Raw genomic sequence first — 26427 nt, 5'->3', positions numbered from 1 at the left:
TCTTCCGTTTACGGCACAGCGGCTTATTCTTCCGGTCGCGGCACACCGAAATTGCCCGGAACAGGAATATAGATGGGATGCCGGGGAAACGCGATGTTCTCCAGTCGGCCTTCCTTTACCAGCCGGTTAATGTAACGGGTGGCCATGTACCGCGTAAGGGAGCATACACGCTGCATCACGGGGCGGGTAATCTGTTTATGCTCCTTGAAATAGCGGGTAAGACGTTCCTGTATGTCAGCTTCAGAAAGCTTTTCCGAATGTGCTCCTCTCGACTTTACCCGGGTTCCCAGAGCACCGTCCACCCGGCGGGTAAAATCCTTGTCGGGACTGATATTCACCGCTTTCAGCACCACGCCAGTCCCGTTTTCTTTCCCCGTACAGACCTCTTTCTCTGGCTTCAGGCTGATAGAGAAACGGCACAGTCCGTCCAACTTGACAATATTCGCCTGTCCCAACTGACTGGCAATTTCATCCTGTAGCGCCGTGAGTACGGCCCGGATATCCGCAGGCGTAAGCGTACACCGTTTGCTGATATTCCGCACCACCGTTTCCGTACCTACAGTCTGCTGCCTGCATATCCGGATATGGTATCCCGATTTCTGGTATTCCGAACTCTTGGAAGGGTTTTCATAATAGTCGTATTCAATGGTATCCATGTCTTTCAGATTTAAAGTCAGATTTAAAGGTCTTACATTGTACGTTAAACAAAGCCGGCAGGCTGTTACCGTCTGCCGATGTGAAGTTACCGACAACTATCAGTTATAAAGCCGATATCTGTCAGTCTATTTACCGACTGCTGTAGGTTATTATACGCACAACTGTCGGCAATTACATTCTCTACGAAGATACGATAAATAATCCGGATTCCCCAGTTGTTTCCCGACTTTAAAGTCTTCATGGATGCCAGAATCATGAAAAAAACGGCATATCGGCAAAAATGAATTAATTTTACATATATATCCTATTTTCATACTATTCAATAGCATGCCCTTATCTCCGTGTTAACTTTTATTTGGTACATTAATATGAACAATATAAAACGATATTTCTATACAAAAAAGAATACAGAACTATGAAAAATATAGACTATAAATAATGCGTCAAAAATGAAGTTTCAAGCTTTAAAATTCCGTATTCTGAACTGATTTAACAAAAATAAAGGTCCCCTTATTGCCCCTTAACCAGATATTTATAATCTATAATACTCTTATTATCAACAATATATAGAGATATTTAAAATAGCCGCCGCGTCTACAGAACCTGCCGCAAGGCCGTCCAGAATGGCCTGTAGCGGCGGTAAGAAACCTGAAAATCGCGTTTCCTGATGAAAGTCAGTCCCTTATCCGTCCCCCGCTTACCGTATTCCGTTCCTGGCCCTTTGGGCAGGAACAAAATTGTAAAGTAAAATAGCTTGAGTTAGAATAATTTGAGTTTTTTAATTTATAAATTAAAATTTTTATTATTATGAGAAAAAAGTATTTAAGTGCACTTCTGTTCGGAGCACTCTTGTTCGCTTCGGCAGGAACTTTTACTTCTTGTAAGGACTACGATGATGACATCAACAATCTGCAGACACAGATTACTGCAAATGCTGATGCTATCAAGGCATTGCAGGAACTCGTAAACAATGGCGATTATGTAACTAAAGTCGCTAAAAATGCAGACGGAAATCTGGTATTCACTTTCAGCAAAAGCGGTGATCAAATTATCACACTGGATGAGGAACAAGTAGGAGATGTATTGTCTATTAATGCTGAAACAGGTGAACTGATTAAGAATGGTGAGCCTACAGGATGGTTTGCTACAAAAAATGAAGAAAAAGAACAGCAGAATTGTATTAAAGTGGGCGAAGACGGATGCTGGCAGTTGCTGCAGGATGACGGTTCATACAAATCTACCAATATTCCTGTTTCCGGCGTAACGGCTGTACAAAACACAGATACCAAGGAATGGACTTTAACAATTGTAGATGCACAAGGAAAATCTAATCAGGTAGTTATCCCTAGTGCTGCATCTGTCATGTCTAATTTGGAACTTGTTGGATGGATTGAGAGCGATGCAATCTCAGATAAAAATGAATTAAGCCAAGATAAGTTCCAGAAGGGCCCACTTACGGTTTATTACTATTATATAGATAAAATCACACCATCAACTAATCCAAACAAAGAAATCACTTGGTCAGCTCAAAAAGATGTAACAAAGCATCAAGTCTTGACTACTCTTGCAGCCAAAGGGACTCAATTGGTAACACGAGTTTCTCCAGCTGATTTGAACATGTCAGATATGAAATTCACACTTCAGGATTCTAAAGGCAATGAATTACCTATCACATTGAATGCTGCAGAAAATTTCACAGGACTTTTGACAAGAGCTTCAAATAGTTCTATCAACTTGATTCCTTTGGATGTAACAAGTGACACTTATGCAAGTGCTGATAAATATACTGACTTGTTCAACAATTCTGAAAACAAGAACAACATTGTGTATTCATTAGTAGAAGCTAGTGGAGCACGTTCAACCTATGCTAGTTTTGACATTGTTGCTGAGAAATACGACAAAGACTTAGAGGTACCAAAAGTTACAGCTACAGATCCTGAAGGTACAACAGCAGATGATGAAACTGGAAATGGAGAAAAGGATACTCCATTCATTATCGATTTGAATACTCCAACCAAATTGGTATTTGAAGAACCTGAACAAGTATACGATTATTATGTTGAAGCTGTAGATGCAACAACTGCAAAAGAATTCGGTTTTTCAACCGATAAAAAGGCTGGTACTATAACACTTACTAAAGCTAGCGATCCTGTTTCTAAAGCAGGATTGGAACTGAAAGTGTATGCTCTTCGTCTTGATGGTCAAGTACATGAAAGTTATATTTGGGTTAAGCCATCAAGTATCATGGATGCTGCCGTCACTCTTAATGCAGGAGAAAAACTTATCGCTCCTATCTTTGCAAATGGAGTAATTACAAATGAAAATGACGGATATACAATGTTTACTGTCAGCCTAGACGAAATGTTCTCAAAAATGACCGCTACAGACAAAGAAAGATGGCAGTCTGCTGTTATGGGAGCTAATAATGGAATTGTCATTACAAGCAGCAAGAACTATAGCTTTGGACAAGGTAAAGATGGTGACATTAAAATTAAATTTGCGGATGCACAAGGACATGAACAGGTAAACAATAAAGATGTTACTAATGCTAACGCAGAAGCGTTAAATGTATACATTAAATATACTAATGGGGCAAAAGCCATTTTAACTCCAGATAAAGAAGTATCTTTAAATGTAGCATTTAATAATAAAGATAATGATGGCGATATAACAGTATTGAATACGATTGGAATTAAAGTCACTCCAGTATTGCCTGAATTCTCAACATTCTTCACTAAGAAGACTGAATTATGGAATGATGACGCATCTGTATTGATGGCATATTTCAACGATCCTACAAGTAATGTAGCAGCTAATACTACATTAACTTCAACATTCAACATCACACAAGGATTCAAAACATTCGGATTAGCAGATTATGCTGGAAAAGCATACGCAACATTAACATTGACTTTAGATGACCAACAGAAGCTCTATAACAAGAATGTAATGGACGGAACTAATTCATTGGCCACACTTAATGGTAATGAAATTACATTAAATACGAACCAAAAAACATATAAGTCTGCAGATCGTCCTGATGAAGTTGTAGCTTATAATGAGGATCTGAATATCAAGATGGACGGAACTTACTTAGGAGTATATAAGTATTCACAAGTAAATGAAGATACTAAGAAGCAAGTTTCTGATGCAACATTCAAAATAAAAGTTCAAAGTGCTTTGGCAGCTGGTTACATCAAGGCTCTTCAGGGTGCTTCTATCGTTATGGAACCTGCAGCTGCCGGTGAAATCTGGAAAGTAACAGCAGAACATGTTGGAGGGTATACCTACAGTGACCAACCATATAGTTTGTTTAAAGTTGCAACTGCTGCTGATAAATCTAATTATAAATATACTTATATTAGTTCAGTACAATTTAAGCCTTCAGATAAGTCTTATTACCAGATTGTAGATGCCAATGGAAACGAAACCAAAGAAGCAATCAATCCTGTTTGGGATGTAGAAAACAAAAAAGAATCTGTCGCTTCATATGTTGCATTGAAACCTGGTAATACAACTCAAGAAGTAAATACATATCTGCGAGTTACAGTAACAGATGTATTTGGTTATTCTTTAACTGTTGATGTTCCATTGACAATCAACAAAGCTAAATAATTTCTTAAATAAGAAATAGTAATAAAAAAAGAGCGGTCCAATTGGACCGCTCTTTTTTTATACCATAAAAGCGATACCAATTTTCCAACCCAACCAACCCCAAAACCACCAAAAATCACTACCTTTGCGGTATCTTAGGAAAAACCAGAGAAAAACTACGGAAAAAACTATAAAACAAGATATCGCATGAAAATTGAAGACAAACTCACCGCGTCCGTTCTCAAGGGCGTAAAAGAGCTGTACGGACAGGATGTCCCTGAAAAGATGGTGCAGCTGCAGAAAACCAAAAAGGAGTTTGAAGGTCACCTCACACTGGTGGTTTTCCCTTTCCTGAAGCTGTCGAAAAAAAGTCCTGAACAGACTGCCCAAGAAATCGGCGAATACCTGAAACAGCACGAACCTGCCATTGCGGGATTCAACGTGATAAAAGGCTTCCTGAACCTGATTATCGCTTCGGATGTATGGATTGAGATGCTGAACCGTATCCATGCCGACCCACAATGGGGTATCCAGAAGGCAGGAGCGGACGCTCCACTGGTGATGATTGAATATTCTTCACCGAACACCAACAAACCGCTGCATCTGGGTCATGTACGCAACAACCTGCTGGGTAACGCGCTGGCTAACGTAATGGCTGCCAACGGGAACAAGGTGGTGAAGACCAACATCGTGAACGACCGCGGTATCCATATCTGCAAGTCCATGCTGGCATGGCTGAAATACGGCAACGGCGAGACTCCGGAATCATCGGGCAAGAAGGGCGACCACCTGATAGGCGACTATTATGTAGCGTTCGACAAGCACTACAAGGCAGAAGTGAAGGAACTGACCGCTCAATATGAAGCCGAAGGCCTCAACGAGGAAGAGGCGAAAGCCAAGGCCGAAGCAAATTCTCCGCTGATGCTGGAAGCCCGTGAAATGCTACGCAAATGGGAAGCTAACGATCCGGAAGTGCGTGCGCTGTGGAAGAAGATGAACGACTGGGTTTACGCCGGATTCGATGAGACTTACCGAATGATGGGCGTTACTTTCGACAAGATATATTATGAATCGCAGACTTACCTGGAAGGGAAGAAAAAGGTGCTGGAAGGACTGGAAAAAGGTCTGTTCTACCGCAAGGAAGACGGTTCCGTATGGGCCGACCTCACTCCGGAAGGTCTGGACCAGAAGCTGCTGCTGCGCGCCGACGGTACTTCGGTCTATATGACTCAGGATATCGGTACTGCCAAGCTGCGTTTCCAGGACTACCCCATCGACAAGATGATTTATGTGGTAGGAAACGAACAGAACTACCATTTCCAGGTGCTTTCTATCCTGCTCGACAAGCTGGGATTTGAATGGGGAAAAGATCTGGTACACTTCTCATATGGTATGGTGGAACTGCCGGAAGGCAAGATGAAGAGCCGTGAAGGTACGGTGGTAGACGCCGACGACCTGATGGAAGCCATGATAGAGACGGCAAAAGAAACCAGCAGCGAACTAGGCAAACTGGACGGACTGACCAAGGAAGAGGCCGATGACATAGCCCGCATCGTGGGTCTGGGTGCCTTGAAGTATTTTATCCTGAAGGTAGATGCACGCAAGAACATGACTTTCAACCCGAAGGAATCAATCGACTTCAACGGGAATACGGGTCCGTTCATCCAGTATACTTACGCCCGCATCCAGTCCATCCTGCGTAAGGCTGCCGAAGCCGGTATAGCTGTCCCGGCAGTAATACCTGCAGGCATCGAGCTGAATGCAAAGGAAGAAAGCCTGATACAGATGCTGGCCGACTTCACCAACATAGTAAAACAGGCAGGAAGCGACTATAACCCGTCTATCATTGCCAACTATACTTATGACCTGGTAAAGGAATATAACCAGTTCTACCACGACTTCAGCATTCTGCATGAAGAGAATGAGGCCGTGAAGGTATTCCGCCTGGCCCTGAGCCAGAACGTAGGCAAGGTAGTGAAACTTGCCATGGGACTGCTGGGAATTGAAGTTCCTGAACGTATGTAAACTACCGCTGTCCGGCAACTCGCCGGGAGACGGAATAAGATAGCATGACTATAGCCTTTGCCGGCATCCGGACCGGCAGAGGCTATTCTTTTATCTACAAGCCGAATAAACAGGCACCCACTCTCCTATCCCGGAAAAAAATCGTATTTTTGCCGCTATAAAACGCAATGTATGGCCAGACATAAATTTTATGCTGTATGGAAAGGGGTTACCCCGGGAGTCTATGATTCCTGGACCGACTGCCAGCTCCAGATCAAGAACTATAAGGGTGCGCTCTACAAATCGTTCGACACCCGCGAGGAGGCCGAGGAGGCACTGGCTTCTCCGGCTCATCACTACGTAAACGCAGCCGCAGCAGCAAAGACTGCACCTGCCGAAAAGAAGATACCCGAAGGATTCGACCTGAACTGCCTGGCGGTAGACGCTGCCTGCAGCGGAAACCCGGGACCGATGGAATACCGGGGAGTCTATCTGCTTACCGGCGAGGAGATCTTCCATTTCGGACCGGTGTACGGCACCAACAACATCGGAGAGTTTCTGGCCATAGTACACGGACTGGCACTGATGAAGCAGAAAAACATCTGCATACCTATCTATTCCGACAGCCGTAACGCGCTGAACTGGATCAGGCATAAGAAATGCAAGACCAAACTGGAACGGAACGCCAGGACCGAAGAACTGTTCAAACTGATAGAGCGCGCCGAAAAGTGGCTGCATGAAAACACTTATACCACTCCCCTGCTGAAATGGGAGACCGACCGCTGGGGGGAAGTCCCGGCCGATTTCGGACGTAAATAAGAACCAAGAATAACCGATAGAAGCATATGAAAAGAAGAATAACTTATCTGGTCCTGTTTTTTATAGCTGTAACGCTTGTCTTCATTCTGCAGAAACCCTGCTTCATGTGGTATAACGGAGCCATCGGGAAAGGAGTGCCCTTCGGCGACTTTTTCCGTGTAATGTTCCATGGAGCCAGTCTGGACGCGGCTACGGCCGGATATCTGACCGTCATTCCCTGGCTGGTCATTCTGGTGAGCTTCTGGTTCAGACGCGTCCCGCTACGCAAGATACTGGTGGGCTACTACGCCGTAATCAGTCTGCTGGTAACCCTGATTGCTGTAGCCGACATGAGCCTCTACCCGTTCTGGGGATTCAAGCTGGACGCTTCCATCTTCCAGTACCTGGATTCTCCGAAAAACGCAATGGCCAGCGTCTCTGCCGGATTCATCGCCCTGCGGATTTTCCTGATTCTTCTTTTCTCGGCCGTTATCTGCCTGATATTATACCGTATCACGCCGAAAATGTTGGAAGCTGCCCGCCACCGGGTTACAGGAAGCCTCATCACCCTCCTGCTGGGCGGAGTGCTGTTCATTGCCATCCGGGGTGGAGTGACCGAATCGACTTCCAATATAGGACAGGCCTATTTCTGTAACGACGAGTTTCTGAACCATTCGGCCGTAAACCCGGCATTCAGTCTGCTGGCTTCGGCCAGCAAGACAAAGAAGTATGAAGACATGTTCAATTACTTCGAGGAAGACGAACGCAAGAAACTGTTTGAAGGACTTTATCCTACCGAAGGTGAAAATACGGTAGAACTGCTCAACACCAAACGCCCCAATATCCTGATTATCCTGCTGGAAGGTTTCGGAGGGGTATTCGTGGAACCGCTGGGAGGACTTCCGGACGTAAGTCCCAACATCAACCGCCTGGCAAAGGAAGGGATATTCTTCACCAACTGCTACGCCAACAGCTTCCGTACCGACCGTGGAACCGTATGTACCTTCAGCGGATACCAGAGCTTCCCGAAACTGTCGGTCATGAAAATACCGGCCAAGAGCCGTACTCTGCCAGCCATTGCCGAAAAACTGGTCAAGGAGGGATATACCACCGATTTCCTCTACGGGGGCGACATCAACTTTACCAACATGAAGAGCTATCTGCTGGAAAGCGGGTACCAGCATCTGACTGCCAACACCGACTTTTCGCTGTCGGAGCAGCAGAATGCGTGGGGAGTAAACGACGATGTTACCTTCGATTATCTTTACCGGACGCTGAAAGAGCGTAAATCGGGGCCTTGGCATACCGCTTTCCTCACTCTGAGCAGCCACGAACCATTCGAAGTCCCTTACCGCCGGCTGAAAGACGACATACCCAATGCCTTCGCCTACACAGACGAGTGCCTGGGCAAATTTATCGACAGGATGAAGCAGTTGCCACAATGGAAAGACTTGCTGGTTATCTGCCTGCCCGACCATGGATTCTATTATCCGCGCGAAGGATTCGGACAATCACCGCGCATCCACCACATCCCGATGTTATGGTTGGGTGGTGCCGTCAGACAACCGATGACGGTAGACAAAATCATGAACCAAAGTGATATGGCAGCCACGCTGTTGGGACAATTGGGTATAAGCCACAGTGAATTCAATTTCAGCCGGAACGTGCTGGGCAAGGAATATACCTATCCGTTTGCCTACTATACCTTCAACAACGGGTTTGCCTTTATAGACAGTACCGGCGTTTCGGTAGTGGATAACAATTCAGGCCAGACCGTGATTGACGAACCGGCTCCGAATGAGATGCGTATCAAGCTGGGCAAAGCCATCCTGCAAAGTTCACACGACGATCTGGGGGCACGTTAAGCCCCAGCCGTCACAGGAATTTATCCGAAGGGAAAGGACGGTCAGGCATCAATCAGTTCGGAAGGAGTCTGCCGGTATTGTTTCACGAAGCAACGGGTAAAGTATTTCGGATCGTTGAACCCTACCTGATAGGCAATATCGGCCACCGTCACATTATGTGAAGCCTGTCCGAGCAGTTTGTGGGCGACCTTCAGCCTGTACAGCTGGATATAACGGACAGGCGACAGACCGGTCAGCGCAACCAGCTTCCTGTACAGGACCACATAGCTCAGGTTCAGTTCACGGGCCATCATCTGTACGTTGAAATCCGGCTCCCGGTAATGCCTTTCGAGCACTTCCGTAAGCTCTGTCATGAACTCTTTGTCGCCCTTTCCGGCTTCGAGCACTTCCGGAGCCAGGTTCCCGTTCACAAAACGCTGCTGCACCAGTTTCCGGTTGGCCAGGATAGAATGGATGTACGTAATCAGCACACGCTGTCCGAACGGCTTGGTCAGATACCCGTCGGCCCCGTTTTCAAAACTTTCCACCTGTGCCTCCTCACTGGAATTGGCCGTCAGCAGAACAAACGGAATATGGCAAAGCTGCCGGTCATTCCTTACCAGCCGGCAGAAATCATTTCCGCTGCACTCCGGCATCATCAGATCGGACAAGATAAAATCGGGAACCAGTTTCCGGGCCAGATCATAACCCTGTCTGCCGTTTGCAGCTTCCACCACATCATACGTATCCTGAAGCATTCCTTTGATATAAGCCCGCATATCCCGGTTATCTTCTACCAGAAGCAGCAACAGCCTGTCGCGTGACACAGTCATATCCTGATCCATGTCAACCGGATCGGGTACCAATGGCAAAGCCGCATCAACCGTTCCATCTTCGGTAGCTTCCGGCAGACTGACGGCAAAAGATATAGGGAAATAAAGCCGGAAAGACACACCTCCCTGTTCCGAGCTTCTTACCTTGATCTTACCTCCCAGCAAGGCGATGACTTCCTTTACGATGTGCAGACCGATACCGGTACTGCTTTGCCCGTAACTTGTATACTGATGCTGGCTCTCGATCCGGTAAAAGCGGTTGAAGATTTTATCTATATCCTCTACAGCAATCCGGCTGCCGGTATTCGTCACCGAGAAATACTGATAAGACTACCCGCCTTTCCCGATAAACTGGCGTGCATACAGACTGATCCGTCCTTTGTCGGGAGTGAATTTGACGGCATTCGACAACAGATTAAACAGAATTTTATGCAGATTCTCCCGGTCGGTAGAAACCTGTACGGAAAGGAAACGGTAACAGGTTTCAAAAGCCAGATCCCTTTCCTGCATCAGCCGGGAAAAATCGGCTGTCACGGTCTCCAGGAAACGCGACAAATCGAAAGAAGTAAAATTTAAGGCCAGGTTGTGTGTATCCAATTTCCGCAGGTCAACCAGCTGGTTTACCAGCGAGAGGAGATAGCTTGCATTACGCTCCACAATCTGCAGCGATTCCTGCTGTGCATGACTGCCTCCCTGCCGGAGCAGTTGCTTGACGGGTCCTTGAATCAAAGTCAAAGGCGTCTTGAATTCATGGGCCATATTGGTAAAATAAGAAAGCTTTTCCTTGTTCGACTCTTCCACCTGCCGTGACATCTGGACTATCTCTTCCTTCTGCTGGTTGATTTCATTATTCTGGTGTTGCAGCTTCCGGTTCTGCTGCATGATAATCTCCCGGGAAGCGGTCAGTTCACTGATGGTCCGGGAAAGTTCGGCCGTACGTTCATCTATATGCCGCTTCAGCAGTTGACGCAAGTGTTTCTGACGCACAGAATAACCATACACCAATCCGAAAACAACAAGCAATACAAACAAGACAGAGCAGACAGAAAACCACGTAGTACGGTAAAACGGCGGATGCACGATAATATCCAGATAGGTGAACTCCGATGACCATGAATTATCGGCATTGGTACAGCGTACTTCCAGCCTGTATTTGCCGGGGGCAAGGTTCGTATATTTGGCACTGCGCCTCATCAACCCCATCGTAGGGAATTTGTCCAGCCCTATAATGCGATAAGCATAAAAGACTTTTTCGGGAGCCAGGTAGTCCAGGCAACTGAAAGATACCTCAAGCGAGTTCTGCGGCGGATAAAGGTGTACTTCCTTACAGATACTGGAAGATACCGGCATATTGGATGCATTCCGGTAAGCGGCCAAAGGGAAACCGTCGCATGTAATTCCGGTAAACACAACTTTCCGCTGGGTGACCTGGGTACGGTCCAGCAAAGGCTTGAAGGTAACCAGTCCGTCGGTTGTTCCTAACAGCAGACTATGGTCGGCCGAACTGCATCCGGCACGCTTATAGAAACGGGAAGTCAACAGTCCGTCAACCTGGTCGAAACGGAAAGCGCGTTCATATTTCCGGTCGAAGAAATAGATCCCGTTCAAAGAGCTAATCCACAAATCTCCTTCCGCATCGCACAATATGGAGGAGATGCTCATATCGGTCAGACCGCTTCTGGACGCATAATTGACAAAACGGCACTGATCGACACGGTTCCCCGATTCCAGCCTGTATATACCGTTGCCCAGACTTCCGAAATACAAAGTATGGTCGGGAGTCTCCAGCATACAGGTAATCTTCTCACCGATCTTCGTTTCAGGACGGTCCAGCTTATACCGGTAATAGATGCACTCATACCCGCTTTGGGAATTTTCCAGGTCGATCACCCCCAGTCCGTTTCCGCCTATCCACAGTCTGGAACGGGAATCTACAAAGATGGAATTCATGTGATGAAGCACTTCACCCGAACGGATGAAATAACGGAGCAGACTGACAGCCTGGGTTTCCAGACTCAATGTATGTATGTAATTGTCGCTGCAAAGCCATAAAGAGTTACGCAGACTGTCGAGTGCGATATCATAGATATTATCCGACAGCAATGAAGAATTTCCCGTATTGAAATGCCGGAACACCGGAGCCGACAGGTCTTTCCGGTCCAGCTTATCCAGTCCACCCCCGATTGTGGAGATCCAATAATTTCCGTCGGGAGCCTGGATTATCTTCGAGACATTGTCATGAGCCAACGAACGGGAATCGGCATCACGGTGTACATAATGCACGAATCGGTCGCTCCCCTTCCGTCGGATAGCCAGTCCGCCATCGACAAAGCCTACCAATACATTTCCTTCCCGATCTTCCAACACCGTACTCACCACATAAGGTTTCTCCTGTCCGCGCAGCAAATATGAAAATGAAAGCCGAGCCGGCGACACCAACGTAATTCCACCGAATTCGGAACCGGCCCAGATATTCCCATGCTCATCTGCCCATACCCGATTGACAAAATTATCATTTAACGAACGGTATTCGACCCCCTTGGAATGAACATAGGTTTCTCCTGTCTTATACAAAACCTTAATACCGCTTCGGGTACCTATAACCAGGTTACCGGAAGCGGTACATGCCAATGAAGTGATATGTCCGGAATGAACGGACGGACAAAGCGTACGTTTCTCCGCATCATAACTATACAATCCCTCCTGTGTTCCCAACCACAAACGGCCGTCCACTACACAGGCCGACGTAAAATGTAACTTCGGCAACAGACTATGACCAATGGAAAAATCAGTTTTCCAACCTCCCTGATAAGGAATGAGACGGAACAGACAATTGTCTCCGCCCACCCAGAACATATTGTCCTGCTTAATGATAAACCTCACATCCACTCCCGGATGTACCTTTTCAACCGAAACCACCTTATACCCGGCATCCAGACGTACATAAACCAATCCGTCATTACGTCCCATCCAGACACCCCGTTCACCGTCCGAAGCCAGACACTGGACAGCTTTCTTCAACTCCTGCCTGTCCGCTCCCTGATAATCCTGAAACGTTTCTATCCGGTCCGACATCAGGTCGATATAAAAGGCCCCACTTTCTGTAGCGACCCACAGATGCCCGTCTTTATCCTCCTCCAGATCATTGATATAATTATTTTCGATAAAGAGATCGGGAGAAGCCGAAGCAGTGGAATAATGCCTGAATTCATAACCGTCGTACCGGTCCAGACCGTTGGACGTGCCGAACCACATAAAAGAATGACAATCCTTATGAATGGCGTGGACAGTATTGTCACACAATCCTTCCCGGACTGTCAGATAACGGAAATTATACAAGTCTGTATATCCGGAGGCATGCCCCAGGCATGCCAATCCGAATATAACAAACAGAAAGATTCTTAATCTGACAGTAAAATTCTCCCTAACAAATATTTCTCTCATAACAACGGTTTCCACATTCAGGTATGTCACTACCCTATCCGACGTAACAGTACGTCAATGCATATCATTTAAACAACAATGGGGCAAATTTATAGAGACTCTCTCTCCATACCGGCCATGTATGTCCGCCCGGAGTTTCATAATATGTATATTTAATACCTATTTCATCGAAACGCTTCATCATATTCTGACAATTCTTGTAGGCAATGTCTTCCGGTCCACCCATGGACAGCCAGAACTGCTTGAAGCCTGTATTATATTTATCCTTGTCGGCCTTCAGCATGGCATAATATTTTTCCGTATCCTGCTGCATACCCCTCGGAGAACTGTTTCCCGACCACCAGCCAGAACTGAATACACCTACATAAGCGAACATGTCGGGGTGTGTAATGGATGCATTCAAAGTCTGGATACCTCCCATGGAAAGTCCGGCCAAAGCTCTGTTCTCACGGTCGGTCTTTACCCGGAAATTCTTTTCCACAAAAGGAATGCAATCATTGAAAAGCTCGGAATTGAAATCGCGGGAATTACCGTCCAGCATGACGATAACCATAGGAACAGCCTGCTTTGCCGCAATCAGGTTATCCATAATAATGTCCGTAAGCCCCTGTTGTGACCACCCCCGTTCATCTTCGCCGCCACCATGCTGCAGATACAGTACCGGATAAGTATCCGTACTCTTTTCATAGCAAGGAGGAGTATAGACGAACATTCTGCGCCACTCGTTGGCCGTAGTAGAGAAATAACGCTTCATACGGATTTCACCGTGCGGAACATCGGCCAGCGTATATTGCTTGACATCGGCTGCATACGGGATATCGATTCCGCTGGTCATCATGCCACATCCAAAGAAAGATTCACTGGAAGGATCGGCCACCGGGACACCGTCAATCAACAGGAAGTAATAGTGGAATCCAGGTCCCAGAGGTTCGGTCTGTCCGGTCCATTCTCCCTGTTCATTACGGACCAGGTCATATTTCTTGCCCAGATCAATCTGCACACGCTGTGCACCGGGAGCCTTCACCTTAAAGGCCACACTATGGTCGGGCAGGATACGGGGATATTGTGAGTTACGGACAGCCATAGAAGAACGTACGCCCGGCAAATCACCGGATGTTCCAGCCGACTGTGCATTGACTGAGGGAACAGAAAAGGCCAAAGTCATGCCCATCATTATCCCTGCTAAAGTAGTTGAAGTTTTCATCATGATTCAGATTTTAATTATAAGGTTAATATTTAATTTATATACATCATTATGGATGATATTCACCGGTTATTTTCAATTCATCCCCGGAAAGATCCACTTCAAAAAGTTTCGGACGGCGCGGACCCGGATTTACCGTATCCAGTCCCTGATGGTGCAATACCAGCAGGATTTTCCCCTCGAACGTAGTGAACAACATGCCATGTCCACAGTTATAGCCTACCAAAGGCACAGGCTGCTGTCTCCATGGGCCAGCCAGCTTCCCCGTTTCGGAATACGCCACCCCCAAAGCATTGCGGGTCACTCCCCAACTGGACCACAACATTCCCAATCTGCCGGTTCCTGTTCTGAAAAGGAAGGGACCGTCGGCCACATATCCGTCCAGCATCATCCCGAAAGTAAGCTCCCCTATTTCCCGCATATCTTTCGACCAGGAAGCATCCGAGGCCTGGAAAAGAGTATGAGGCTCACCTGCAGCAGTCGTCAGATCCGGCGACAACGGAATACAGTCAACCTGTCCGTCCACAATCTGCATCCATCCATGCTCGAATACCATATAAGGCTTTCCGTCTTCTATCCATAATGTCCCGTCCAGCGTAGACCAGTCTTCCGGGAAATAATCCTGCCTTGTAACGGGAAGATAAGGTCCCTCCGGAACGTCCGATTCCAGAATCTGGACAGCCCGGCGCAATACCTTGTATCGGTTCGGGACCGTATCTACAACCATTTCAGGATTAGTAAAAGTAACGAAACAATAATACCGGCCGTTATACGGATGTATTTCCGGAGCCCAGATCCAGGGATCAGGGCCTATCCACGAAGCTGTATCCACTTTCAGAAAAGCGGAAGGGCCCGTCCATTTCCGCAAGTCTGCACTTTTCCACATTTCACCGCCCGAAGAAACCAGAAGATAAGTCTGTTTCTGCTTATCGGCCACGATAAATGGATCGCTGGCCAGCAACGAATCGAATAAAACGGTATCGGTGGAGATTTCCATCATTTGCGGGACCTGTACATAAGCAGCTTCTGCATGCCGTTTTCCTGTCTGACAGCCGGCCAGACAACCGACCAGACACAACAACCATATTACATTATATTTCATATACATTCCGTTACTTTTTCATACCGGTCCAAAACCTATACAAATATATTCATTTTTATTTTAAATGTCCCATATCAGTTCGCCTGATTCCCGTGCATATTCGGGTTGTTCTGCAACTCTACAGAAGGAATAGGCAGACGGAGATGTTTCTTATAATCGAAAGGAACAGCTCCTACCAGACCGGTCTGTTCTATCTGTACCTTGCATTTGTTGACCAGACAATCCAATACTGTATTATGGTCCGGATCATTCGGATTGTTATACCAACGCATCAGATTGAAAAAGCGCCAGCCTTCCATGAACAGTTCTACCGAATATTCATGTTTCAACATACGTCGTACCGTATTTATCTGCACACCCGGAGAAACTACCTGTCCGTTCTTGTCGACAACCTTACCCAAGACAGGAGCAGCTGCAATCACCTCCTCCGCTTTCGGGAGATGACCTCCTTCCGTTACATAAAACATCCCGGCATCGGCTCCCGACTGGTCCTGTATCCGATTGTTCGCACGGTCACGCACTTTATTTATATAGGCTAAAGCCGTAGCCTCATCGCCTGTTTCCAGGCAACATTCGGCATACATCAACAAAGCGTCGGCATAACGTAACACACGTTCATTGGAACCGCTACGCTGCATATCCATAACCGTATTGTCATCACAACCGAACTTCCGGGTACCAAACCATTTGCCCAACCATGCCGGATCCTGCCCGCCGAACATCTCTTCATAAGTGAGTCTTTGAGCTTCGTAGTTCTTGTCTCCAATCTTACCGGTATATTGATATGTCGCTCCATCCGGAATCCAGAGTCCCAGGTATGCTCTAGGGTCGATGATCTTTCCGTTCTCGTCACGTTCGAATTCGTTATACAGGCTCAAGGAAGGCATGGCATTCCACCAGCCGATAGGATCAGGAAGCGTCATACACACCTGTCTCCAGCTATTCTGTCCGAAGTCTTTTACATCCAAAGACATCGCAACGGAAGCGTCCAGACTCTTGTTGAACTGAATTTCATACAGAGACTCAATGTTATTTTCATTGGCTTCGGAAGAATTGTCCCGATAATTTTCCACCAGATCATAATCGCCCGAAGTCACCACTTCTTCCAGTACAGCCTTAGCCGCACTCCAGTCGGCAGAACCGGCTTCTGCTGTCCCGTCCAGAATAGGACGTCCCATATAAGCTTTTGCCAGGAATACCTGAGCCGTACCCTTCGTCACACGTCCCCAGTTTTCTTCATTCTGATACAGAACGGTCCTGCTAGGAAGCAAAGATGCCGCATCCTTAAAGTCCTGTACCATATTCTGGTAAATGACACCCTTTTCGGCAGGGAAAGCATAATAGTCGTTCAGATCTTTCGCTGTATAGCTACGGTCGGGAATCTCATCGCCAAAAAGGAAGACCAGATAAAAACGGCTGAATCCACGGAAGAAATAGGCTTCACCGCGCAAGCGGTCGTATAATGCCTTATCTTCTGCTTTGTTCATATCAAACAGATCCTTATATTCTTCCAGTTTTTCCAGAGCCAGATTGGCTGTATACTGCAATGTATAAAGATTGGAATAGATTTCGGAAGTCAGACCATGAGCTGCCGTCACCGTATAGCCGGACAGTTCGACAACAGTCGGGTCACCGGCCGCAGCCTTGAACGTATACAACGCCTCATCACTGCGGGTGTTCAGGATATAAGGCATATTCCGTCCCCACGATTGCAGGATCTGAGGAATATTATAAGCCGCATTTACCGCATAGATCAGATGTTCCTGAGAAGCGTAATAAGTATCAATGACTTCTGATTCCGGATTAAGATAATCCATCTGAGGCTGGCAAGATTCAAGCACCGGAACAAAGCCCAAGGCAAACAATGCCGAATATATAAATCGTTTCATAATAATAGACTTTAAAATTAGAATGTTAATTGTAAACCTGCAAAATACTCACGTTGGCTGTAATAACCTACAAAGGTATAGAAACGTCCGTCCACTCCTCTATCCAAGGTAGCACCACCATTCGGAACCTGCGGATCCAGCATTGAGTATCCTGTAATGGTAAACGGATTCTTGATTCCGGCATAGATACGCAAATTCTCGATTCCGAACCGGGTAAGAAGAGGCTGAGGGAACGTATAACCCAAGGTAATGTTATTACAACGGATATAGGAAGCGTCTTCTACAAAGAAATCGCTTACACGGGTAGAGTTCTGGTTCGGGTCACCCTGGATAACACGCGGAATGGAAGTATCCCTGTTTTCCGGCAACGTAATGGTCTCACCGCCTGCCGTAGTAAAGGTAATCTCTTCGGCACGGAAACAGTCCTTGATATCGGCCAACTGGTTATGCAATGCCTTACCTGCCAGCAAAGAAGATTTATAGTTGTTATATACGTCAATACCCAAATCACCCTGGAAAAGCATAGACAGATCGAAACCCTTATAGGCTGCACTCAGATTCAAGCCTACAGAAACAGAAGGAATGGAAGAACCGATAAAGGTCTTGTCCTCTTCCGAAATTTTACCGTCATGATTTCTGTCTACAAACTTCAGGTCACCGGCTGCGGCATTAGGTTGCAGGCGTTCACCCTGCTCGTTTACATAATTCATGGCCTCTTCATCACTCTGGAAAAGTCCTGCCGTTTCAAATCCCCAGAACTGTGCAACCGGCTGGCCTACCACGGTCTTGGTAACATTGGTTCCCAACTGGTCAAGGAAGCCTCCCATGAGTGATTCGGCAGAACCCAGGCTTGTAACCTTATTCCGGTAAAATGAGAAATTGGGAGCTACGGTATAAGTTACATTACCGATCTTGTCTCTCCAGCTGGCCTGAAGTTCGATACCCCAGTTGCGCATGCTTCCAACATTCATGACCATAGACGAACCTGCTCCCACAGAAGAAGGAAGCTGTACATCCAGCAACATGTCGTATACACTCCGGTTATAATAGTCGAAGGTAATGGACAGACGGTTCTGCAACAGAGTCATATCGAATCCTACGCCCATATCACGTGTAGTCTCCCAACTCAAATCACGGTTTGCAATTGATGAAGGCCGCGGAGCCGGAACACTGCTGTCGCCCATGTTATCAGTCTGCGGACCGAATGAATAACTGTACCCGACAATGTCAACAACCGACTGGTAGGCGTAATTTCCTACTCCACCGGCACTACCGATCCATCCCAAAGTTGCTCTCAGCTTCAGGTTCTCCAGCCAACTGCCTGTAGCCTCTTTCATCCAAGGCTCTTCACTCATACGCCATCCTATAGAGAATGAAGGGAAATATCCCCACCGGTTTCCCTCTGCAAACTTCGAGCTCTTGTCGGCACGGAAATTGGCAGTAAACATATAACGGTCACGATAAGTATACATCAAACGGGCCAGATATGAGAAATAAGCCTCATCACTTCTTGTACCGGATGCTGAAACATTATCCTGGAAAACGTTTTCTACACCAAAATCGGTCTTTTCCTGACTACGTCCGGAAAATCCTTTACTGTATGTAGAATATTTTTCAGTAGCGACACCCAATACCCCCGACAACGAATGTTCATTGAATGATTTGTCGAATGTAAACAGACCTTCCAACTGTTCGCGTGAGTTTCCGCTGTTCGTCGTTTCCAGCAGATTATAGTCCTGGGAACCTCCACCGCCACCGCTGGCCAGAACAAAACGCGGACGGAAACGTTCATAATTCGATGTGTAGAAAGAATATGTATAAGAAGCCTTGAACTTCAGCCAGCTGAAAAGCTTGATTTCGCCGAAGACATTGGTAATGCCTCTGTACGACTTCGTATGGTTCCGGTCTTCCTGGATAAAGAATACCTGGTTCGGAATATCCAGACCATCTCCCATACCTGTCTGATAATAACCACCGTTGATGTCTTCGTTGGCCGCATCATACACCGGTTCGTTAGGAGGAAGCTGAAGGATATTCTGCAAAGAGCCCGATGCCGTATTATGGTTGTTTGTATACCCTAACTGTACACGTCCACCATAGGAGAAACGCCCCTTCGTTCCCTGTATATATGCATAAATGTTCTGGGAACGGTTGTTCCGGTCAACATCATACTTCTTGTCGTAAGTATAGGTAGTACCTAAACGATAATTGAAATGTTCGCCACCTCCACTGACAGAAAGGTCGTACTTCTGGTAGAAATTATTGAAGAAATATTCATCCCACCAGTTGGTATTCGCCATAGGATTACTCGGATTTGCGTTATTGGCCGGTACATTCTGGCTCCAGCTACCATCGGCCCGCGCTTCCGGTGTTGCCGCATTATAGAAAAGTTCATTGGCATATACAGCATACTCATACGCATTCAATGTTTTCAGCTTCTTAGCAGGAGTTCCTGTCCCGACATAGGTATTGAAGCTGATGCGCGGAGCACCGGTAGTTCCCCGCTTGGTCGTTACCAGAATCACACCGTTGGCACCACGTACACCATAAATGGCTGCGGAAGCGGCATCCTTCAGGACCTGGATAGATTCTATTTCATCATCATTCGGAACTTCTCCGCCGATAACCCCGTCGACTACCCACAAGGGATCTGTATTACCCGTAATGGAACTGGTACCACGGATACGGATCTTACCACCCGAAACATTGACACCCGCAATATTTCCCTGTAAGGCACTTTCAATGCCACCGGGAGCTTTCAATACTTCTTTCGGACTCAAGGTTGAAATGGCAGAAGTCAAATCGGCTTTCTTCTGGGTTCCATAACCTACTACAACTACCTCTTCTATAACCTGGTTATCTTCTTTCAATACGACTTTTACTGTCTCTTTTCCTGCAACAGGCACATCCTGGGCAACATATCCCAGATAAGTGATCTGCAACACAGCCGAAGGAGAAACCTTCAGCGAAAAATTTCCGTCCAAATCAGTAATGATACCATTTGTAGTCCCTTTTTCCAGGACATTCGCCCCGATGATAGGCTCACCGTTCACGTCTGTCACAGTTCCTGTAACAGTCTTGGTCTGGGCCAGCACACATAATACACTCCATAACATGCACCCCAATAAGACGAATCGCTTCGCTTTAAGGTGTTCCAATAAATTTAGGACAATGTTTCCCATAAATACAATAGATTTTAAAGGTTAATGAAAGACTAACTAACGTCTACCTCAAATGTATCATCATATATGGAAACACTGGAGGATAAATCTATATCCCAAGGGTATCAAATCTGACGATGTCAATTTTATCCTCCTCAAAGAAAGATTTTTCTGCCATCTTTCTATCGGTCTTCCCTCTGTCAAACCAAAAAAAAATCCCTGACAGCCTCCATTAACATGAAACTGCCAGGGATCATTCCTGCTAAATTATATCCGAAAAATTATTCCACAAACTTCACTTTCTGTGCCTCACGCGGTTTGGCTGCAGGAGCCTCATCCGGATAACCGAAACCGATACAAAGCAACAGCTCATAACCTTCACTGAAGCCCAGTTTCTTCAGGTATTCGGCTGCCTCCGGAGTCTTCATGAAACGGGCGGGGCTACCCAAGCAACAACTGCCGATACCCATTGACCAGCCCGCAAGGATCATGTTTTCGCACAGCAGACCGCAGTCCAGATCGGCAGATGATGAACTGCTGTCCTTCCCGATAAACACTACCGTAGGCGCATTGCGGAACATATTCTTGAAAGAAGGGTCTTCGGCTGCCTTCGGATTTGCTTTCTTATATAGTTCGGTCACTCCATTGATAAATTCGGGATTGTCCACCACACGAACCTCCCATGGCTGCCGGTTCATGGCATTCGGTGCATTGATGCCGCAATCAACGATGACCTGCATCTTTTCACGCTCTACAGCCTGTGGCTTGTACTGACGTACACTCCGGCGGGTCATGATCGTTTCTATCACCTGATTCACACTGTCGGTAGCTTCCGGTTCCGGCTCAGCGCTTACCTTCGACTGGTTGCCCCCGCTACACGCTACCAACGGGACAAACATCAATACGGCTGTCAACTGTTTCCAATACTTCATAATTTTTCCATTTAAGTTTAACATTCTATTCCGTTCAGGCATTTCCCATACCTTTCGGTCTGCAAGATAAACAAAAATATCGGTTCACCAATACAAACCCGTCAATATCCCGAAGTCTGGACAAGTGCCGTATTATCGGTCAACGTTCCGGAATCAATCGGCCACAACAGATGGTTCTCATTGACCAGTGAACTGTATTTCATGACATATTCCTTACCGAAACGGAGCAGGTCATACCAGCGTTTGCCTTCGAACATGAATTCACGCAAACGTTCACGCAAAAGCACTTCATCAATTCCGTCATTGTCGCCCTCGGCATGCGGATAGGCTCTGGATTCATTGTATGCCTCACCATAGGCACGGCTCCGGATTGCATTGATATCTTCGGCCGGATCCTCACCCAGCAAGGACTTTGCCTCGGCCGAAAGCAACAATATGTCGGCATAACGGTAGATAGGATAATCATCGCAGAATTCACGGTATGAAGCACCGTCAGGCGTCATACCCCTGTATTTATAGGCAAAACATCCTACATATTCCGTATGACCGTCTTTCGCTTCATAAACAGGATATAAAGTCGCGTCACGCCGGGTATCGGCGGCATCAAAGCTATCATATAGATCAATCCGCAACGGATAATACACGTTCCCGTTAAAATTCAGGTCAATGGGTTGTCCGTCGGCATCAACATAAGAACTCAAGGTATTCTTCTGAGGCACCATATTATTGCGCCAGCCTTCATTGAACAAGGTAGCCTCGTTATGACTGTTATGCAGAGAGAAGATAATCTCGGTGTTTCCCTTGTTATCGTAATCGAATACAGAAGAGAAATCCGGCAGCAGATTCAGATCGGCGCGGGAAATATGGCTCCGGATATCATCAAGGGCATCCAGTGCTGTACGGGCATCAGCCTGTCCGCCATTCATCTGTCTGGCAGACCATAGATAAACTTCCGCCTTCAGCGTCAGGGTCGCAGCTTTCGACCACAAGCAACGTCCGTCACGGAACGAATAGTCATCGCCGAAAGCCGTTTCAGACGAAGCGATATCCTGCTTGATATATTCCATGACAGTGGCCGCATCGGTTGCCGGGCGTGCCAGATTTCCGACTTCAAATCCCAGACTGGCATCGGCATTCCAGACAACGTTTCCCCAAGAACGCAACAAATGGAAATAATAGAAAGCTCTCAGACCGTATGCCTGACCCAAATAATAAGCCTTGTCGGCCTGTGTCAACACATTGGTTTCGGTCGTACGCAGAATGAACAGGTTGATCTGGTTGATGTTGAAATAGAGACCGGCAAAATTAGACAGTCCCGGGCGTTCTTCCGACAAGGTGTTCGATGTAATTTCTTCCGCCTTGTTACTCTCGCCTGTCCATCCGATCCCTTCATTATAAATGTCCGAACGGAGTTCACCCAAAATAAACAGGTTCTGGGCATCGACATCACGCAAACGGCTATGCAGCCCGTAATCGAAAGAAAGGAAATGACCTTCATTCTTCCACATGTTCTCATCGGTAATGCTGCTTACCGGATCCATATCCAGACAGCTTGCAAGTGTTCCTCCCAGCAGCAGGCAAAGGAACGGCATTTTTATATAACGTTTCATTTGAGTAATCTTTTTAATTAGTTTTTTGACACAGTTCTGTTAAAATCCCGCTCAGCCTCTGTCAGAAAGAAACTGATACTCCCAGAATCACCGTACGCGGCGTAGGATAACGGCCTGTATCTACACCCGGATAAACAAGCGGGGCCTCGGGTGAAGTGCCGCTGTAACCGGTTATATAAAAGAGGTTCTGCCCTGTAACATAAAGCGAGGCGGAAGTCATGAATGCCTTTGAGATCCATTTCTGCGGAAGCTGCCAGCTTAATGTCAGTTCACGCAATGCCAGATAATCGCCCTTCTCATAGAAACGTGAACTTCGGTTGTCTATACTGGTAATGTCACTGCCCTTCGTATCACGGTACAGGTTCTTCTTATTCGATGAATCGTCATAATAAGATTTCGGCATATCGGTATCCGGATTTTCAGGTGTCCAGCACTTCAATCCGTCGGATATGATGTTCTTAAAACCTACCGACTGCCCGATAGAACGCATAGCCACCATATTCAGGATGGTATGTCCTACAGCAAAATCGAAACGTCCGTAAAGCGACACATTCTTATAGGAAAGTGTAGTAGAGAAACCTCCCGTCCATTTCGGGTAGATATTACCTACCTTCACACGGTCCAGCTGGTCGATAATCCCATCGTTGTTCAAATCATCCCATAACACATCCCCCGGCTCGATCGGTTTGGTCAAGCCGTATTTTTCACGGTCGGCCTCGCTCACATTCGGTCCGTACAGTCCGGCTATCATATCCATCCGGTTACCGGCCAGCTGCTGTACTTCGTTTTCATCACGAAGCACCTTTACCTGGCGGTAGGCATAGATATCGCCCAAGGTATGTCCTTCCTGATAACCACCTACCCAAACAACTTTCTGCTGTTCGGGATCCCAGACCTGTGAACCTCCCTGACGGTTATTCTCGTTCCCGTTCTCAGGCAATTTGATAATCTTGTTGAATACATACGATGCATTGAAGGACACATCCCAGTTGAATCCTTTCGGATGAGAAATAAGATTCAGAGTTCCTTCCACTTCAAATCCACTGTTGCGCAAGGAACCCAGATTGGTCTTGAAGGAATCAAAACCGGTATATCCGGGCAGATTGACATCCGTAAGAAGATCGGACGTGGTACGGTTATAGTAATCCAAGATCAGATTGAAACGGTTGTTCATGAATCCCAGATCCAGACCGGCCTCAAACGACTTACTCTTCTCCCAACGCAGCTGCGAATTCATGACCGTTGTATTCAGGATACCTGTCACCCCATTATACGGATGGGTATTCGAAGCCTGTCCGTACAGACCATAGACATCATAGTCATTAATACCGTTCACATTACCGTTGATACCATAAGAAACACGCGGTTTCAATGTAGATATGACATCGGATATCTTGCTGTCCTTGAAAAAATCCTCTTCATGGATATTCCATCCGGCAGATACTCCCGGAAAGAATCCCCAGCGGTTATCCGACAGTTTCGAAATTCCGTCATAACGTGCTACTGCCGTAAACAGATAGCGACGTTTGTAATCGTATGTCACACGACCGAAGAACGAGGAGATCCGGTATCCTTCACGATACGAATATGCTGTCATGTCGTCCGGACTCGATGCGTTCAGTGTAGGTATATCATCGAAAGAAGCATTACGTCCTGTCCCTTTGAACTGGGTATACTGATTTTCGAAATATTCTCCTCCGAGCATGGCCGAGAAGTTATGTGCACTCTTGAATGTATCCGTATACTCCAGCTGTACACTGTGCTGTTGCTGGATAGTACGGTCATACTGATATGAAGCGTACCGCTCGGTATTCACGCTCCAATAGTCACGGTATTCCTTATCGAACGTTTCTTTGGTATAATCGTCATAATAGACAGAGCTGTTCTCGCGCAGGTAAAGCTTGTTCTTGACCAGCTCCAGATCGGCTCCAATGTTCAAAGTCGTACGGCGTGTGTTGTTCTTGTTGGTCAGCTTGTCCAACCAATACAGCGGATTTCCGTCTCGTTTCCCGTAACCGTAGTTCGGAGAGCCGTCGTCGAAGAAAGGTCTCCAGGTAGGCTCCATACTCTGCATACGTTCAAACAGATCGGCCATATCATCGTAATACAGCTCAGGAGCAGTAGAAGTAGAGAAATTCAGTCCGGCCTTTACCGTAAGGATAGGCAGTACCTTATAGCTGCCGTTCAAGGTAGCGCTGAAACGTCGATAGTCCGTACCCTTTACCGTACCGTCTTCCGTATAATAACCGAGAGAAGAAGAAAAAGTTCCACGGTCGTTTCCTCCGTTGAAGCTAAGGTAATGATCTTGTGTAAAAGCCGGATCTGCATAGACCTCGTCACGGAGAGTCGTTCCGTAATCTTTAAAGACCAGTTGCCGACCTGTTACAGGATCCGTCATCTGTTTCCATCCCTCCTGCAGCAGATTCTCGTTTCCATCAAGGTAACGGATGGAATACTGGTCGGGGTTATTGGCCCCATACAAAGCACCGTATCCACGGGTATTGTCGATATCGCTGACGCTTCCGCCCGAATATACACGTCCCAGACGGCCGTAACGAATATAGTTTTCGGCATCCATATAATCGTATCCCATACGGGCAAAGTTCATACCACCCTTAAACTTATAGGATACCTGCGTATGACCGGCCTTACCTTTACGTGTCTGGACCAGAATTACACCATTGTTGGCACGCGCTCCGTAAATGGCAGTAGAAGCGGCATCTTTAAGGACCTGGATTGATTCGATGTCCGAAGGATTGATGTCCTGCAGCGAGCGTACTACACCGTCCACTACAACCAACGGTGAACCGGCCCCTTCAATACTGGCTCCACCACGCAACACAATGGTAGGCGAACTGCCCGGAGCACCCGAAGTATTGGTGACGCGCAGACCACTAACCGTTCCCTGCAGGGCCTGTGCCGCATTCGAGATTGCCGCGTTACGCAAAACCTTGTCGTCCATCTTTGAAATGGCAGTCGTCATAGTCGACCGTTTCTGCTTCACGCCATAACCTACTACCACCACTTCGTCCAGGGTTTCCGTATCCTCTTTCAGAACAATACGCAGAAACTGGTCGTTCACCACACTTACCGTCTGCGATACAAAACCCACATAACTGACTTCAATCTGTTTCCCCTTGGCTACATTAAGAGAAAAGTTTCCGTCAAGATTAGTAATTGTGCCGTTATCAGTCCCTTTTTCCAATATGGTGGCCCCTATTACAGGTTCACCCGTTGTATCAAGGACAACTCCTTTAACGATAAGATTCTGCGCCATCAGCTGAAGTGAAAACAGACACAGAATCAAAAACAAACTTCTTTTCATAAATTATATATTAACTGTCTCAATCATTTA

At 46.6% G+C, this 26427-nt stretch carries 15 protein-coding genes; 4 read left to right on the top strand and 11 right to left on the bottom strand.

Translation table 11 applies throughout. The features are described 5' to 3' along the window. Positions 1–23: 23 nt before the first annotated feature. Positions 24–656 carry an HU family DNA-binding protein gene (locus tag BQ7489_RS13540; protein ID WP_072531432.1) on the bottom strand — a complete coding sequence of 211 codons (633 nt, stop codon included), beginning with the start codon at positions 654–656 and terminating at the stop codon, positions 24–26. Positions 657–742: 86 nt separating this feature from the next. After that, positions 743–898: a hypothetical protein gene (locus tag BQ7489_RS17590; protein ID WP_162617813.1), complete on the bottom strand. Its 156-nt coding sequence runs from the start codon at positions 896–898 to the stop codon at positions 743–745. 566 nt (positions 899–1464) lie between these two features. On the opposite strand from BQ7489_RS17590, the gene BQ7489_RS13535 reads away from it, so the two are divergent. The 4 genes from BQ7489_RS13535 (at position 1465) to BQ7489_RS13520 (ending at position 8918) form a co-directional block, all read left to right on the top strand. Next, the gene (locus tag BQ7489_RS13535) at positions 1465–4272 is read left to right on the top strand and encodes a hypothetical protein (protein ID WP_113745265.1); all 2808 of its coding nucleotides are present in this window, start codon (positions 1465–1467) and stop codon (positions 4270–4272) included. A gap of 186 nt (positions 4273–4458) precedes the next feature. After that, positions 4459–6276, top strand: coding sequence for an arginine--tRNA ligase (argS, locus tag BQ7489_RS13530; RefSeq protein WP_072531430.1), 1818 nt, complete (start codon positions 4459–4461; stop codon positions 6274–6276). A gap of 171 nt (positions 6277–6447) precedes the next feature. Further along, positions 6448–7074, top strand: coding sequence for a ribonuclease H1 domain-containing protein (locus tag BQ7489_RS13525; RefSeq protein ID WP_072531429.1), 627 nt, complete (start codon positions 6448–6450; stop codon positions 7072–7074). Positions 7075–7100: 26 nt separating this feature from the next. Next, positions 7101–8918, top strand: a complete 1818-nt coding sequence (locus BQ7489_RS13520; RefSeq protein WP_072531428.1) for an LTA synthase family protein — start codon at positions 7101–7103, stop codon at positions 8916–8918. A gap of 41 nt (positions 8919–8959) precedes the next feature. On the opposite strand, the gene BQ7489_RS17835 is transcribed toward BQ7489_RS13520, so the two are convergent. The 9 genes from BQ7489_RS17835 to BQ7489_RS13475 form a co-directional block, all read right to left on the bottom strand. After that, a complete protein-coding gene (locus BQ7489_RS17835; protein ID WP_072531427.1) occupies positions 8960–10042 on the bottom strand; it encodes a response regulator transcription factor in 1083 nt (360 codons plus the stop codon). 18 nt (positions 10043–10060) lie between these two features. Then, positions 10061–13174, bottom strand: coding sequence for a sensor histidine kinase (locus BQ7489_RS17830; protein ID WP_072531426.1), 3114 nt, complete (start codon positions 13172–13174; stop codon positions 10061–10063). 64 nt (positions 13175–13238) lie between these two features. After that, positions 13239–14381, bottom strand: a complete 1143-nt coding sequence (locus BQ7489_RS13505; protein ID WP_239496960.1) for an alpha/beta hydrolase-fold protein — start codon at positions 14379–14381, stop codon at positions 13239–13241. Positions 14382–14427: 46 nt separating this feature from the next. Further along, on the bottom strand, positions 14428–15480 hold the full coding sequence (locus BQ7489_RS13500; protein ID WP_239496959.1) for a glycoside hydrolase family 43 protein: 1053 nt from the start codon (positions 15478–15480) through the stop codon (positions 14428–14430). A 74-nt stretch (positions 15481–15554) separates the two neighbouring features. Further along, positions 15555–17369 carry a RagB/SusD family nutrient uptake outer membrane protein gene (locus tag BQ7489_RS13495; protein WP_072531424.1) on the bottom strand — a complete coding sequence of 605 codons (1815 nt, stop codon included), beginning with the start codon at positions 17367–17369 and terminating at the stop codon, positions 15555–15557. A gap of 17 nt (positions 17370–17386) precedes the next feature. Then, a complete protein-coding gene (locus BQ7489_RS13490; protein WP_083580614.1) occupies positions 17387–20551 on the bottom strand; it encodes a SusC/RagA family TonB-linked outer membrane protein in 3165 nt (1054 codons plus the stop codon). 260 nt (positions 20552–20811) lie between these two features. Next, positions 20812–21462, bottom strand: a complete 651-nt coding sequence (locus BQ7489_RS13485) for a nitroreductase family protein (protein WP_072531422.1) — start codon at positions 21460–21462, stop codon at positions 20812–20814. Between the two features lie 101 nt (positions 21463–21563). After that, positions 21564–23072: a SusD family outer membrane lipoprotein NanU gene (nanU, locus tag BQ7489_RS13480; RefSeq protein WP_072531421.1), complete on the bottom strand. Its 1509-nt coding sequence runs from the start codon at positions 23070–23072 to the stop codon at positions 21564–21566. Between the two features lie 61 nt (positions 23073–23133). Further along, positions 23134–26397 (bottom strand): SusC/RagA family TonB-linked outer membrane protein, encoded by a 3264-nt coding sequence (locus BQ7489_RS13475; RefSeq protein ID WP_072531420.1) that lies wholly within the window; start codon positions 26395–26397, stop codon positions 23134–23136. Positions 26398–26427: the final 30 nt, after the last annotated feature.

The sequence above is a fragment of the Bacteroides ilei genome (genome assembly GCF_900128495.1).
In the GTDB taxonomy this organism is placed as follows: domain Bacteria; phylum Bacteroidota; class Bacteroidia; order Bacteroidales; family Bacteroidaceae; genus Phocaeicola; species Phocaeicola ilei.
Note: the sequence above shows the minus strand (reverse complement) of the source record. Positions and strands in the feature narration are given on the sequence as shown.

Excerpts from the sequence above, each read along its gene's own strand:
- nanU (WP_072531421.1), bottom strand. The coding sequence starts at position 23,072 with ATGAAACGTTATATAAAAATGCCGTTCCTTTGCCTGCTGCTGGGAGGA.
- BQ7489_RS13525 (WP_072531429.1), top strand. The coding sequence starts at position 6,448 with ATGGCCAGACATAAATTTTATGCTGTATGGAAAGGGGTTACCCCGGGA.
- BQ7489_RS13505 (WP_239496960.1), bottom strand. The coding sequence starts at position 14,381 with ATGATGAAAACTTCAACTACTTTAGCAGGGATAATGATGGGCATGACT.
- BQ7489_RS17830 (WP_072531426.1), bottom strand. The coding sequence starts at position 13,174 with ATGAGAGAAATATTTGTTAGGGAGAATTTTACTGTCAGATTAAGAATC.
- BQ7489_RS13495 (WP_072531424.1), bottom strand. The coding sequence starts at position 17,369 with ATGAAACGATTTATATATTCGGCATTGTTTGCCTTGGGCTTTGTTCCG.
- BQ7489_RS13520 (WP_072531428.1), top strand. The coding sequence starts at position 7,101 with ATGAAAAGAAGAATAACTTATCTGGTCCTGTTTTTTATAGCTGTAACG.
- BQ7489_RS13490 (WP_083580614.1), bottom strand. The coding sequence starts at position 20,551 with ATGGGAAACATTGTCCTAAATTTATTGGAACACCTTAAAGCGAAGCGA.
- BQ7489_RS13475 (WP_072531420.1), bottom strand. The coding sequence starts at position 26,397 with ATGAAAAGAAGTTTGTTTTTGATTCTGTGTCTGTTTTCACTTCAGCTG.
- BQ7489_RS17590 (WP_162617813.1), bottom strand. The coding sequence starts at position 898 with ATGAAGACTTTAAAGTCGGGAAACAACTGGGGAATCCGGATTATTTAT.
- BQ7489_RS13500 (WP_239496959.1), bottom strand. The coding sequence starts at position 15,480 with ATGAAATATAATGTAATATGGTTGTTGTGTCTGGTCGGTTGTCTGGCC.
- BQ7489_RS13535 (WP_113745265.1), top strand. The coding sequence starts at position 1,465 with ATGAGAAAAAAGTATTTAAGTGCACTTCTGTTCGGAGCACTCTTGTTC.
- argS (WP_072531430.1), top strand. The coding sequence starts at position 4,459 with ATGAAAATTGAAGACAAACTCACCGCGTCCGTTCTCAAGGGCGTAAAA.
- BQ7489_RS13540 (WP_072531432.1), bottom strand. The coding sequence starts at position 656 with ATGGATACCATTGAATACGACTATTATGAAAACCCTTCCAAGAGTTCG.
- BQ7489_RS13485 (WP_072531422.1), bottom strand. The coding sequence starts at position 21,462 with ATGAAGTATTGGAAACAGTTGACAGCCGTATTGATGTTTGTCCCGTTG.